The sequence below is a fragment of the Streptomyces sp. NPDC048696 genome (assembly GCF_043198895.1).
Classification (GTDB): Bacteria; Actinomycetota; Actinomycetes; order Streptomycetales; family Streptomycetaceae; genus Streptomyces.
The window spans coordinates 331,891-344,643 of the sequence record NZ_JBICVJ010000008.1; the positions used below are offsets into that span (position 1 = coordinate 331,891).

Consider the following 12,753-nt stretch of genomic DNA (forward strand, 5'->3'; position numbering starts at 1 on the left):
ACGGCACGGATCGGTTCGCCGGAGGGAGCGCGAGGATGGCAGGCACTGAAGGGGAGGCGCGGTTGGTGGCGGCGGCACGTTGCGGCGAGCCCGAGGCGCTGGACGAGCTGGTGAGCCAGTACCTCCCGCTCGTCTACAACATCGTCGGGCGGGCCCTGCCAGGACGCGCGGACGTGGACGACGTGGTGCAGGAGACGATGCTGCGGATGGTCCGGGGCCTGTCCGGGCTGCGCGACGACACGGCGTTCCGCTCCTGGCTGGTCGCGGTGACGATGAATCAGATCCGCCGCTACCGCCAGTCTCTCCCGGTGGCGGTGTGCGCGCTCGACGAGCTCGCGACCGTCGCCGACCCGGGCGCGGACTTCGCCGACCTGACGCTGATCGAACTGGGCCTGACCGGGCAGCGCAAGGAGACCGTGGAGGCGACCCGGTGGCTGGACCAGGACGACCGGGAGCTGCTCTCCCTGTGGTGGCTGGTCACCACGGGACACCTGACCCGTGCGGAGCTGGTGGCCGCGATCGGCTTGGACGCCCATCACGTCGCGGTCCAAGTCAGCCGGATGAAGGAGCAGTTGGAGATCGCGCGCTCCGTCGTACGCGCCCTGACCACCGAACCGCGGTGCGATGAACTCACCCGGAGCGTTCACCTGTGGGACGGCCGCCCCAGCCCGCTGTGGCGCAAACGCCTGGCCCGGCACCTGCGCGGGTGCGGATACTGCGGCGGTTTGAGCGCCGAACTGGTCCCGGCCGAGCGCCTGTTGGTCAACCTCGCCCTGGTGCCGCTGCCGCTCGGCCTGGCCGCGCTCGTCGCGGCCCACACCGCAGGTCAGGCCGTGTCGATGGGCTACGCGATGACCGCATCGGACGGCATACGGGCGGCACGGCCGGTGTCGCATCGCCGCAGCCGCATACCCAAGCACCGCGCCAGGCGACCGCTCACCGTGTTTACGGGAAAGCCCCTGGTGACGGCGGCCGCGGTGGCGGCCACGGTCACGGCGGCGATGGGCATCGGAGCGCTGAACTCGGGCTCAGGGGGCGGACGTTCGACGGTTGGTCAGGAACGCCTCGACGAGGCGGACGGCGAGACCGCCACCACCGCCTCCATCCCACCGGGGCACACGACCACACCCGCCGTTCCACCACCGGCGAAGCCGTCACCCGACAAGACCGCCAAACCCACCCCGACTCCGACCCCTGCGCACACGCAACACCCGCCTTCCCCCACTCCCCGTACGCCGGAGCCGACTCCCACACGCGCGGTGGCATCCCCCGAGGCCGGTAGCCCGGAGGTGGCCGCTGCCGCGCAGGTCCTGGCCGTCATCAACCAGGCCCGCGCGGACCAGCACGTCGCGCCCCTCCAGGCGCTGTCCGGCCTGGAGTCCAGCGCCGGGACGCACAACCGGACCATGGACTCGGGCTGCGGTCTGAGCCACCAGTGCCCGGGCGAAGCCGACTTCGGCTCCCGCGAGCACGCCGCCGGGGTCTCGTGGGGGAGCGCCGGCGAGAACATCGGCAGCGGCGGGAGCATACCGAGTACGACGTCGGCGGTGGCCGGGATGGCCGTGGGTATCACCAAGTCCATGCTGGCCGAACAGCCACCGAACGACGGCCACCGCAAGAACATCCTCAACCCGGGCTTCCACCACATAGGGATCCACGTGCTGCACGACAGCTCCGGCATGCTCTACATGACCCAGGACTTCACCGACTGACGGAGCCCGGTGCCGGGAGCTCCGCTGACGGCGGCCTCGGCGTCAACCCGTCCAGGGTGAGGTCGAGGAGGCGTTCGGCCTGGTCGCGTTGGTCCGGGTGGGCCGAGGTGAGGGCGATGCCGGCGAGGGCGGCGAACATGTCGGTGGGGCGGATATCGGAGCGGAAGGCGCCGGTGGCCGTCCCGGCGTCCATGAGTGCGGTGATGGCGCTCTGGATCATCTCGCGGCTGTGGCCGTAGGGGTCGGTCCCCGAGGCGACGACGGCTCGCAGGGCGTCGGCCATGCCGAGTTTCGCGGTGGCGTAGTCGATGAAGCGGCCCATCCAGGCGCGCAGCGCCTCGCGCGGGGGCAGCGTCGCCAGCAGGTCGGGGACGGCCTCGCACAGCCGGGCCACTTCGTTGCGGTAGGCCGCCTCGATGAGGGCTTCCCGGGTCGGGAAGTTGCGGTAGAGGGTGCCGGTTCCCACGCCGGCCTCCCGGGCGATGCCGGACCGTCTCGCGGCGCAGGCCGCCCGTATCGAGAAGGCAGGTGGCCAAGCAGCCTATGCGTGTACGGATGTGAAGCGCCGCCAGGACCTGTCCGACCTGGTCGAGCTGGCCCGCGACCGGTACGGCAGGGTCGACGTCCTGGTCAACAACGCCGGGGTCGGCCTGATCTCCCCGCTCGACGACCTGCGCGTCGAGGACTGGGAGGAGATGATCGACGTGAACTTCAAAGGCGTCCTCTACGGGATCGCCGCGGCGCTGCCCGTCTTCCGGGAACAGGGCTTCGGGCACTTCGTGAACACCGTCTCCACGGCCGGGCTGCGCATCGTGCCGCTCCAGGCGGTGTACGCCGCCACCAAGAACGCCGTACGCACGCTCTCCGAGGGCCTGCGCCAGGAAGCCGGGGACAGCCTGCGCGTGACGGTGGTCTCGCCGGGTATGACGCGTACGGAATTCGCGGACTCCATGGCACCGGAGATGAGGGCCCAGGTCCTCGACAGGATGGCGAAGACGGCGATCCCGCCGGACGCCATCGCCCGTGCCATCGCCTTCGCCATTGAGCAGCCGGCCGGTGTCGACGTGGGGGACATCGTGGTGCGCCCGACGGCGCAGAACTAGGGCCTGGCGGTTGGGTGGTTGCGGCACATCCACAACCACGGTGGCAGGAAAATAGTGCTGGGCACGATGACGTTCCGTTGCTAATGTTCGGGGCGACCGCGACGCCGCACCAGGAGGTGAGACCCATGAACGCTGTAACTGTGTGGGCGCTCCCCCTTTCCGTCACGGTCTGGCGATTGACGTAGATGTCGCCGGGAGCGCCTTTCCCGCAAGGCATTCCCGAAAGGCAACATCATGAATTCTCTCCAGTTCACCACTGAGTCGTCGTCAAACGGCGTCATCGAGCGCGAGTTCACCGTGGGCGACGTCCCCGGTGTGCTCTGGTCACCCGCGTCGGGCGCCGATCGCGCACCCCTGGTCCTGATGGGCCACGGCGGCGGCAACCACAAGAAGCACCCGGCGATGGCCGGTCGCGCCCGCCTCCTCGTGACTCTCTGCGGCTTCCACGTCGCCGTGATCGACGCGCCCGCCCACGGCGACCGGCCGGTCACGGCGCACGACGAGGAAGAGGTCGAGAACCTGTTCCGGGCCAGGGCGGCGGGCGAGCCGGAAGGCCCGATCGTCGTCCGCTACAACGACCACCTCGCGAAGCTCGCCGTGCCCGAGTGGCGGGCCACCCTGGACGCCCTCCAGGCACTTACGGAGATCGGCACCGACGGGCCGGTCGGCTACTTCGGCATCAACATGGGCACCGCGATCGGCGTGCCCCTGGTGGCGGTCGAGCCCAGGATCACGGCCGCGGTCTTCGGCCAGCACTGGCCCGACACCCTGGCCGAGAAGGCGAAGCACATCACTATCCCGATCGAGTACGACATGCAGTGGGACGACGAGCACATCTCGCGCGAGGACAGTCTCGCACTGTTCGACGCCTTCGCCTCGAAGGAGAAGTCCCTGCACGCCAACACGGGCAGGCACAAGGAACTGCCCAGGTTCGAGGCCGACAGCGCGGTCCGCTTCTTCGCCCGCCACCTCGGCGGGGCCGCCACGCCACCGGCCCGAACCGACGTGTAGCGGCCGCCGGGCCCTCACGCCCCTGATGGGCCCGGATAAGCCCGCTGAGCGGTGGCCAGGTCCTGCCCGTGCTCAGCGGGTGACCGTGTAGTTGACGGTGAAGGTATACGTCAGGGTGAGGGTGAGAGTGAGGGCGACCGGTTGCCGGTGGCTTCCCCGTGCAGGTGGCAGGCCCTAGCGGGCGAGGAACGGACTCAGTACCGAGATCAGTTCGGCGGGCGCGTCCAGTGGGATGAGGTGCCCCGCGGTGGCGAACTCGGCCAGCGTGGCATCGGGTATCCCGGCGGCGTACCGGCGGGCGATGTCCTGGAAGTCGGCGATGTCGAGCCGGCCGATCCCCACCAGCGTCGGCACGGTGATCGTGGCGATGTCGCCGTCCGTGGGTCCCTGGGAGTGCTTGCCCACGATGTCCTGGTTCTCCAGCGACGTCCGCAGCGGGCCGCGCAGCCGGTCGGGCAGTGCGGCGTCCACGTCGCACTCGCGAGCCGACCCGCGCAGCCACATGTCCATGTTCACGCGGGCGGCCTCGTCCAGGTCGCCCGCGGCCAGCGCCGCCGTCTCGACCTCGTCGTACGCCACCATGTCCGCGGACCAGGGGTATCCCGGCCACGGCGGACAGAGCGCCACCAGCGAGCGCACCCGGTCCGGGTGGGTGAGCGTGAAGTCCACCGCCACGCGGCCGCCCCAGGAGCAACCGACGAGCCGGACGCGTTCGTGGCCGAGGTGGTCCAGGAGGCGGCACAGGTCGTCGGTCTCGCTGAACGGGCCGGTCGGGGGTGCCGATTCGCCGAAGCCGCGCAGGTCGTAGCGGATGACGGTGTGCTGTTCCGCGAGCGCGGGCACGACCGCGTCCCACATACGGTGATCGGCGACCCCGGCATGCAGCAGTACGACGGGCGGTCCGTCGCCGGTGACGGTGTAGGAAAGGTGGCCGAGTTCGTCGGCGAGCATCAGCATGTGCGGATGTTCGCAGGTCGGCGGGGTACAGGCCAATGAATTCGGCAGTGCCCGGGGTGCGTCGGCCGGCGCGTGCGCGGTGTTCCGCGCACCCCGGGACCAGGGCGGCGAACCAGGCGTTCCGTCCGCCCTCGCCGCTTGACCTCAACTCCGCTTGAGCTCCTACCGTCGGAGCCATGAACTACTCGCACAGCGACGAAGAACTGGTCCGCCAGCCCGTCGGCTACTGGAGCTGGGCCGCCCACAGCGCGGTCGTCGGCCACATCAGGGCGAATCTCGCCGAGTTCGGTCTCACCCAGCCGCAGTGGTGGGTCCTCAACCAGGTGCTCGCGGGACCCGACGGCCGACGCCCGCGTACGGAGGTGGTCGGGATCCTGCGCGGCTACCTGGACATCGGCGGTGGCCCGCTGGACGAGGGCATCGACGAGTTGGTCGTACGCGGTCTGCTCACCGAGGACGACGAGCGCGTCCTCGCTCTCACCCCGCAGGGCCGAGACGTACGGGACCGGGCGGCCGAGCGTCAGCGGACGGTCCGGGACCGGATCCACGAGGGTGTCGACGACGAAGAGTATGTGGCCGTACTCAAGGTCCTTCAGCGAATGATCCACAACGTCGGAGGCAACGCCTGGCACCACTGAGTGCCGACGCCGGGCGTGCGGGCGGCGCCCCGCGCCACCCGCTCCCGGCGACAGTGAGGGCTGTGGGTCACGCGGACTTGTTGGTGACGTAGAAGCCGGGGTCGTGGATGGGCTGGACCTCGATCTCCTCGCCGTGGGCGGTGAGCCACTCCTCGCGCAGGCGCGCGGCCTCGTCGTCGGCCTGGGAGGCGGGGACGAGGCGGCCGTCGGGGGTGAGACGGTGTGGAATGTCGCCGGCCGGACGCCAGTCGAAGCGGGCGGCGATCTTGAAGAGGTCCTCCTGGGTGAGCGGGCCGCCGTTGTCCTTCTCGGCCTGCAGGGCGGTGGGGTGGTAGTCCTCGTATCCGCCGGGCATGTGCAGGGTCAGGAAGTGGCAGCCCTCGCCGGGCGGGGTGGCCCAGGTGTGGCGGGTGCCACTGGTGATGTGAGCGAGCGCGCGCGGACCCAGCTCCACCACTTCGTCGTCGACCTGGACCAGCAGGGTGCCGGACACCACGTAGTAGGTCTCGGTGGACTCCGCGTGGGTGTGCAGCGGCGGGCCGGACCAGGCCGGGCCCTGGCGGGTTTCGACCCAGGACGCCGCGCGGTCGGTCATCTTGCTGGAGAGGAAGATCTCGAATCCTCGGCGGCCTTCGGGCCGCTCGCCGGCGTGGACGATGTGGGTCATAAGGACAGTCGCTTCCTGCTTGATAATGGCTTGAGTTCTGATCTACCCCAAAGCGGGCCTGTTCGTCTGCGGGCGCCCGTCCGCAGTCGAACGCGGGCATCCCGCCACCCTGTCCGCTCTTTCCCGTTCGGTGCGCCAGAAGACACGATGTCGCGGCCGCACCGCCCGGCGTCAAGGCGGAATGCAGCCAGGTGACAGGGCCAAGTGGGGGCTGGGCGCCTCCTTGAAGGTCGGGGCCCGACGTGACGTACGTGACTGTGAGCAGGATCCGGCAGTTGGGTGAGGGCCTTGTCGTACGGGAGGGGGAGCTCATGCTCATCCCGACGAGGCGGGGCCTCGGTCCGCGGCCGCAGGTGTGCGTGGCGAACGCCCGGGGACTGTGGCCGGATTAGCCGCCTGACAGGTGTTCGGATCCGGCAATACTCGGGACTGGGACATCCGTCCCGATCCCTATGTCCGGAGGCCGCTGATGCCCCAGACCAGTGTTCCCGCCGTCGCCGTTCTCAACGCCTGGCTCTCGGGCGCCGAGAGTGCGTACGGTCAGTCCAACCCCGCCGGGCCGCTCTATGTCGGCGGCGCGGCCGCCGAGGCGGCGCTCACCGACCCGAGCGACTCCCTCTACGGCTTCTGTTCCAGCCCGAGCGGGTCGCACGGCAGCTGGTGTTGCTGACAGTCGCCTGAGACAGGCATCGCTGGAGACAAGTGGGGAACCGCGCGCGCGGTTCCCCACCCCTTTGGAGCGCCCGGGCGGGGCGGACGTGCGATGGGATGGGGAGGTCGGGCGGGTGGACGTGTCGACGCCGGAATCGGGAACGCCGCAGGCCGGGGGCGAGGGCGAGTGGTTCGCCCGCCCGGTGCGCACGATCGCCCGGCCGTGGCGGGAGGAGCTGGCCCGGCGGCTGTCCGCCGTGGACGCGCTCGGCGACGAGGAACGGGACGTGGTGCTGGCAGCCGGGCACACCGCCCTGCTCAGGTCCTTGCACGCGAAGCTCTCCCGCCTGTTCCTGATCGAACTGCACGCGCTGCGCATGGCGGCGCGCGGCGGGCGCGTCGACGCGGACGACGGGGCCGGGTACGACGACACCAAGACGTGGACCGCGTTCATCGAGCAGGCCGAAGAAGACGGCTATCTCGACCAGTTGGCCGGTCGATACCCCACGCTCGGCGCGCGGATCGCGTCGGTGGCTCGGCTGTCGGTGGCGGCGACGGCCGGTTTCGCCGCGCGGCTCGCCTGCGACCGTGAACTGCTGCGGCCGCTACTGGACGGGCCCATGGGGGAGTTGCGGGCGGTGGCGTTCGGGGCGGGCGACACCCATCGGGGCGGCCTGACGGTCAGCCGGGTCGACTTCGCCGGTGGGACCGTGATGTACAAGCCCCGGCCGTCCCAGGTCGACGCGGCCCTTGGCGCGCTCCTCGACGAGCTGTTCGCGGACTTCCCCGGCGCTCCGGCGCCGCAGGAGCGCATCCGGGTGCCGCGCACGCTGGTGCGCGAGGGGTACGGCTGGGCCGAGTTCGTACGCCACCGCTACTGCGCGGGCGAGGCCGAACTCGCCGCGTTCTACCGCAACGTCGGACACTGGCTGGCCGTCCTCCGTTTCACCGGCGGCACCGACATGCACGCCGAGAACATGATCGCCGCAGGTCCGGTCCCGGTGATCGTGGACGCGGAGACGCTCTTCGACGCCCCCGCGCCCTTCCCGGCCAGCGGTCGCGGCGACGCGGTGGACGTGGCGGCGGCGGCCATCCGCCGGACGGTGTTGCGTACCGGACTGCTGCCCGTACGCGGTACCGGCTTCGCGCTCGCCGGGGTGGACATCTCCGGCGCCGGGGCCCTGCCCGGCCAGCAGCCGCTGATCCCGAACCCGGTGATCGCGGACGGTGGCACGGCGGCGGCCCGCTTCGAGGTGGACCTGGTGGCCATGCCCACCGCGGCCAACCATCCCAGCCCCGCACCGGTGTTGAGTGCGTACTGGGACCGGATCCTGGCCGGTTTCCGTGAGATGACCGCGTATCTGCACCGGCCCGGCACCGATCCGTACCGGCTGCTGCGCCGCTTCGAAGGCGCGCGGGCACGGCGGATCCTGCGGCCCACCCAGGCGTACGTCGACATCGGCCGGATGCTGTGGCACCCCGCGTCGCTGCACGACGAGGCGGCGGCCGTCGAGCGCGCCCGCGACATCCTGCGGCGCAACGCCGAGGTGCTGCCCGGCGCCCCGACCGACCGTGCGGCCATCGACGGCGAGATCGCGGACCTGCTGGCCGGGGACGTACCCATGTTCACGTTCACCGTGGACGCGGCCGCCGTGCGGACCACGGTCGAGGACTGGCGCACCGCCGATCTGCCGCTGGAGGAGGCGGTGATCCAGGACGCGCTGGTGGGCGCGTATCTCAACGAGCGTTCGCTGCCGGCGCGCGCGCAGGCCGCCGCCGACGCCCCGCACGCCCGCGACCGCGAGCGGCGCCGCCGCGAGCTGGCCGCGCAGATGGTACGGCGGCTGTGCGACGGGGCGGTGCGCGGCGAGGACGGCACGGTCACCTGGATCAGCCCCGTCTTCACCCCGGCGGGCTGGTCCATCAGGGTGCTGCCCGCCGACCTGTACACCGGGCAGGGCGGGGTGGCGCTGACCCTCGCGGAGTACGTGAGTGAGGTGCGGGCCGGGCGGGCGGACGAGGTGGCGGGGGTTGCCGAGACGTTCGAGGGCGCGCTGCGGGTCCTGGTCGGCACCGAGGACCGGACGCCGACGCCGTCCGCCGGGGCGTTCAGCGGCGCGGCGTCGCAGGTGTGGACGTGGCTGGCGCTGCACCGGGTGCTCCGCGAGGACTGGCTGCTGGAGCGGGCCGCCGAACGAGCGCTGCTGCTCGCGCACGGCCCGCTGGTCGACGACGACGTCGAGGTGGACCTCCTCAACGGAGCGGCCGGGGCGGTGGTTCCGCTGCTCGATCTGGCCGAGGCGACCGGCCAGGACCGCTGGCTCGCGGCCGCCGCGCACATCGGCCGTCGGCTGTCGGGTATCGCCACGGTGGACGCGAGCGGTGCGCGCTGGACGACCCGGCTCAACCCCGAGGGCATCGGCGGCTTCGCCCACGGAGCCACCGGCATCGGCTGGGCGCTGCGCCGCCTGGCGCTCACCGAGGCGGGCACCGCCGCCGAGCGAAGCGACTGGGTCCACCTCGCCGAACGTGCCTTCGCCTACCAGGAGTCCCTGTGGCAACCCGAGCAGGGCAACTGGCTCGACGTGCGCGTCGGCGCCGAGGAGGACTTCTTCACCAGCTGGTGCCACGGCAGCGCGGGAGTCGGCATCGCCATGCTCGACCTGCACCGCCGCACGGGCGATCCCGCCCATCTGGACATGGCCCGACGCGCCGCAGGGGCCTGCGCCGCCGAGGGCTTCGGCTGGAGCCACACGCTGTGCCACGGGGACCTCGGCCTGTGGGAACTCCTCACCTCGATGCACGTCGGTGACCGCGACGACCTCGACGGCGAGATCCTCACCGGTCTCGAACAGCGGGGCCCGGTCGGCGGGCTGGCCCGCGAGGCGTTCTCGCCGAGCCTGATGTCCGGCCTGTCCGGAGTCCTGCACACTCTCCTGCGGATGCACCCCGCGGCCGACCTGCCCAATCCACTGCTCCTCGACTGAGACAAAGGGAGGACTTTCAGCCAAGGTCGGCGGGGCTGATGCGATCAAGGACTTAAGTCCCTAGGCCACCATGGGGATCGGGGATTGCATGGCGTACCAGGAATTCCGTCCCGTACGCCCATGCCGCCGAAAGGTCTCGAATCCCCATGTCCCACACCCCCACGCCCGGGATATCCGGTGTCTCCCGGCGCAGCCTGCTGGCCATCGCGCCCGCCGCCGGAGTCGCCGCCACGATTCCGGTGACGCTCGCCGCCGCGACCCCCGCGCAGGCAGCACCGCCCAAGAAGGGCGCCGCCCGCTCCCTCCAGGAGATCACCGACGCCTGGGGCGGCTGGATGGCCCGCGAACGCTATCCCTCCTCCCGGGGCTGTCGGTTCACCGCCTCCACGGAATACGGAAAGCAGAGTTTCCTCGCCGACTATCACCGCCATCAGGTCCGGGCGAAGTATTCCGGCATCACCTACGACCCGAGTGCGCCCTCGCCGATTCCCGGCCAGGTGAGTTCGATCACCACCAACTACCGTAACGGTACGGAAGTCGAGCAGACCGTCACGTACAAGCAGAGCAAGACGACGGAACAGGATCTGCGGATCTCGGTGACCGAATCGCTGAAGATCGGCGTGACGATGGAGGTCTCGGCGGAGATCCCGGCGGTCGCGAAGGTGAGCGAGACGACGTCGATCGAAGCGAGCCTGTCCTCCACGCAGGAGTTCGCGCACAAGGAGACGCAGACCTGGAGCGTCGACCTGCCGTTGAAGATCCCGGCGAAGTCGGTCGTCGAGGCGTCGCTGGTGGTGGGGACACAGCGGTACGACATCGACTGGTCGGCCACGGTGTCGATGTCCGGGATGGTGGCCGTGTGGTTCAACGAAAAGGTCGACCTCAATGGCGGCTCGGACGCGCACTGGCTGTGGTTCGTCCCGATCCAGGACGTCTTCCGCGACTGCCGCACCAACGGCATCGTGGACACAACGGGCTACGAGATCACGGCGGACGCGACGGTGAACGCCTTCGCGACGGGCACGTTCAGCGGCGGCCAGGGAGTCTCCCTGAACATCAACACGGTCCAGAACCCCCTGTCCGGCCGCACAGCACGCGAGGCCGCCCCCCAGACGGTCACGATCCCCCTGACCCCGGACGGGAAGCGGTCTGTGGTGGCGGGGCGCTGAGGGGGGCGTCGTGGTGAAAGGCGCCGCCACTGTCGGCGGTGCCGACACCACGTCGCAAGCTGACGTCAGGCCGACCCGACCCGACCCGATCCGGTCCCGTCCGACCGGAGCCTATTCTCCGACCACTCCGTCGACCGCTTCGCGCAGCAGGTCGGCGTGGCCGTTGTGGCGGGCGTACTCCTCGATCATTTGCGTGAGGACATAGCGCAGTGAGATGGTTTCGCCTCGGAACTCCACGGTGTCATCGAGGGATTCGAAGGCGTCCGCGACCGTGCGGGAGGCTGCGCAGGCCTCCCGCCAGAACGTGAACGCCTCGTCGACGTCGGCGTCCTCCACCAGGAACTCGCCGTAGACGCCGTCGACCGCGGGCCACAGGGCCTTGCCCTGTTCGGCGCTCAGGACCATGCGGAACCAGCTGCGCTCGACCTCGGCCGCGTGCCGTATCAGGCCGAGGAGGGACAGGCCCGAGGTGGCGACTGCCTTGTGTTCAGCTGATCGCTGTTCAGCCCTCGGCACTTCATGGCCAAAGTGGCGCGTTGGTAGTCGAGGAACGAGGTCAGTGACTCACGCTCGGCGGCCACCTTGGGAGGGTTTATGCGCTGGTCATCACTCACTGGTCGATCATGGCAGAGGGCTGCCCGAGGGGTGACGTGGGGGAGGGCCGTCAGGGGTTCGGGTGGGCTGAGGCGCACACTCACCGGGCTCGTTGCCGGACCGCTCGACGGCCGTCCTCGGTGCCCGCCCTCATCTCGACCGGTTCGGGGTTCGTGGCGAGGAGGTCGTGGCCGAGATGGCTGAGGGTGTGGCAGACCTCGCGGCCGTGGCGTTCGGTGGTGATGGCTCCGGCGGTCCGCAGCGCATTGGTGTGGGCGGAGACCGAGGGTGCGGTGATGCCCAGTCGGTCGGCGAGTTCCTTGGTGGTGCACGGTCCTCGGCCGATCGCACGCAGGGCCCGGGCCCGCGCGGGGCCGATCAGTGTGGTCAGCCCGTCCAGCCCCGGCGCGCTCCGGTCACCCCCGGGCCAGGAGCCCGTGGGGTGGAACAGCACCGGTTGACGCCCCGGCGGGAGGAAGAAGCCGATCCCCCCTTCGAGGAAGATCGAGGGCCGGAGTTCCAGGCCGTACCCGCCGAGCGTGAAGACACCGTCGGCGCTCGCGGGAGCCTCGGCGTATCTGAGGATGCCCCCGTCGTTCCAGCTGAGCCGGGGGTACACCCCCTCCAGGAGTCCACCGGCACCCCGCTGGGCGCAGGTGTGCATCCGGCGTGAGATGTCGGCCCGTAACTGCCTTTGAATGTCCGGCCAGTCGGGAGCCAGACACCGCGTGTACAACGCCCGGGCCGCATGGGTCAGCCCTCGCAGCCCGTCGCTTCCCGCGTCGTACAACTCCCTGATGACTCTGGGTGGTTCGGGTCTCCTTCTGGTTCCGATACGGCCGTTGGTGGACTCGGGGCCGTAGAGATCGTCATAGGCGGCGGACAGGTCCGCGCGGACCTGTTCGTCCGGCACGGTGCGGATGGCGTCGAGTTCGTCGCCGATACGCCGGTGTTCGACATCGATCTGAGCGCCCAGGAAGTCCGGTAGACCGTACGGGCTCGCGGCGCAGAGCTCCATCAACGGCCCGGCCGCCTGCGGTACATGTGCCCGCACTCGCCGCCACCAACGGTCGCGCGCTGTCGAGCCGACGTAGTGGGGGCATTCCTGCGGGATCAGACCGAAGATCAAGTGGTCCAGAGGTGAGGTGGCGAACCGCGTACGGGACAAGTCCTGGACGGTGAAGGCCAGTTGCAGCACGGAGTCTCCCTCGGTCGGCGCAGTGATCGTCGCGATGGGCCGAGGGCAGCATGCCAGTCTCCCGCG

General features: G+C 70.5%; 12 protein-coding genes. 7 read left to right on the forward strand and 5 right to left on the reverse strand.

From position 1 onward, the window contains the following. The first annotated feature begins 35 nt into the window (after window positions 1-35). The gene (locus ACGFRG_RS19550) at window positions 36-1,712 is read left to right on the forward strand and encodes a sigma-70 family RNA polymerase sigma factor (RefSeq protein ID WP_393265467.1); all 1,677 of its coding nucleotides are present in this window, start codon (window positions 36-38) and stop codon (window positions 1,710-1,712) included. Here ACGFRG_RS19550 and ACGFRG_RS19555 read toward each other — a convergent pair. Next, on the reverse strand, window positions 1,702-2,229 hold the full coding sequence (locus tag ACGFRG_RS19555; RefSeq protein ID WP_393265614.1) for a TetR/AcrR family transcriptional regulator: 528 nt from the start codon (window positions 2,227-2,229) through the stop codon (window positions 1,702-1,704). The two genes, ACGFRG_RS19550 and ACGFRG_RS19555, sit on opposite strands and share 11 nt — an antisense overlap. Between ACGFRG_RS19555 and ACGFRG_RS19560 the strand changes: the two genes are divergently transcribed. Beyond that, window positions 2,195-2,815 carry an SDR family oxidoreductase gene (locus ACGFRG_RS19560; RefSeq protein ID WP_393265470.1) on the forward strand — a complete coding sequence of 207 codons (621 nt, stop codon included), beginning with the start codon at window positions 2,195-2,197 and terminating at the stop codon, window positions 2,813-2,815. The two genes, ACGFRG_RS19555 and ACGFRG_RS19560, sit on opposite strands and share 35 nt — an antisense overlap. A 234-nt stretch (window positions 2,816-3,049) precedes the next feature. After that, complete coding sequence (locus ACGFRG_RS19565) at window positions 3,050-3,826, forward strand: alpha/beta hydrolase (protein ID WP_393265473.1); 777 nt, start codon at window positions 3,050-3,052, stop codon at window positions 3,824-3,826. A 174-nt stretch (window positions 3,827-4,000) separates the two neighbouring features. Here ACGFRG_RS19565 and ACGFRG_RS19570 read toward each other — a convergent pair whose 3' ends face one another. Next, window positions 4,001-4,783, reverse strand: coding sequence for an alpha/beta fold hydrolase (locus tag ACGFRG_RS19570; protein WP_393265476.1), 783 nt, complete (start codon window positions 4,781-4,783; stop codon window positions 4,001-4,003). 176 nt (window positions 4,784-4,959) lie between these two features. On the opposite strand from ACGFRG_RS19570, the gene ACGFRG_RS19575 reads away from it, so the two are divergent. Next, the gene (locus tag ACGFRG_RS19575; RefSeq protein ID WP_393265478.1) at window positions 4,960-5,421 is read left to right on the forward strand and encodes a MarR family winged helix-turn-helix transcriptional regulator; all 462 of its coding nucleotides are present in this window, start codon (window positions 4,960-4,962) and stop codon (window positions 5,419-5,421) included. 67 nt (window positions 5,422-5,488) lie between these two features. On the opposite strand, the gene ACGFRG_RS19580 is transcribed toward ACGFRG_RS19575, so the two are convergent. Further along, window positions 5,489-6,088: a cupin domain-containing protein gene (locus tag ACGFRG_RS19580; protein WP_361425673.1), complete on the reverse strand. Its 600-nt coding sequence runs from the start codon at window positions 6,086-6,088 to the stop codon at window positions 5,489-5,491. A 469-nt stretch (window positions 6,089-6,557) separates the two neighbouring features. Here ACGFRG_RS19580 and ACGFRG_RS19585 point away from each other — a divergent pair, with 469 nt between their 5' ends. From ACGFRG_RS19585 to ACGFRG_RS19595, 3 genes are all read left to right on the forward strand, one after another. After that, complete coding sequence (locus ACGFRG_RS19585) at window positions 6,558-6,758, forward strand: DUF6229 family protein (protein ID WP_361425670.1); 201 nt, start codon at window positions 6,558-6,560, stop codon at window positions 6,756-6,758. 115 nt (window positions 6,759-6,873) lie between these two features. Beyond that, window positions 6,874-9,726 carry a type 2 lanthipeptide synthetase LanM family protein gene (locus tag ACGFRG_RS19590; protein WP_393265482.1) on the forward strand — a complete coding sequence of 951 codons (2,853 nt, stop codon included), beginning with the start codon at window positions 6,874-6,876 and terminating at the stop codon, window positions 9,724-9,726. Window positions 9,727-9,872: 146 nt separating this feature from the next. Next, the gene (locus ACGFRG_RS19595; RefSeq protein WP_361425664.1) at window positions 9,873-10,895 is read left to right on the forward strand and encodes an ETX/MTX2 family pore-forming toxin; all 1,023 of its coding nucleotides are present in this window, start codon (window positions 9,873-9,875) and stop codon (window positions 10,893-10,895) included. A 111-nt stretch (window positions 10,896-11,006) separates the two neighbouring features. On the opposite strand, the gene ACGFRG_RS19600 is transcribed toward ACGFRG_RS19595, so the two are convergent. Both ACGFRG_RS19600 and ACGFRG_RS19605 read right to left on the reverse strand, forming a co-directional pair. Further along, a complete protein-coding gene (locus tag ACGFRG_RS19600; RefSeq protein WP_393265485.1) occupies window positions 11,007-11,411 on the reverse strand; it encodes a DUF664 domain-containing protein in 405 nt (134 codons plus the stop codon). Between the two features lie 178 nt (window positions 11,412-11,589). Next, window positions 11,590-12,687 (reverse strand): ArsR/SmtB family transcription factor, encoded by a 1,098-nt coding sequence (locus ACGFRG_RS19605; RefSeq protein ID WP_393265487.1) that lies wholly within the window; start codon window positions 12,685-12,687, stop codon window positions 11,590-11,592. Window positions 12,688-12,753: the final 66 nt, after the last annotated feature.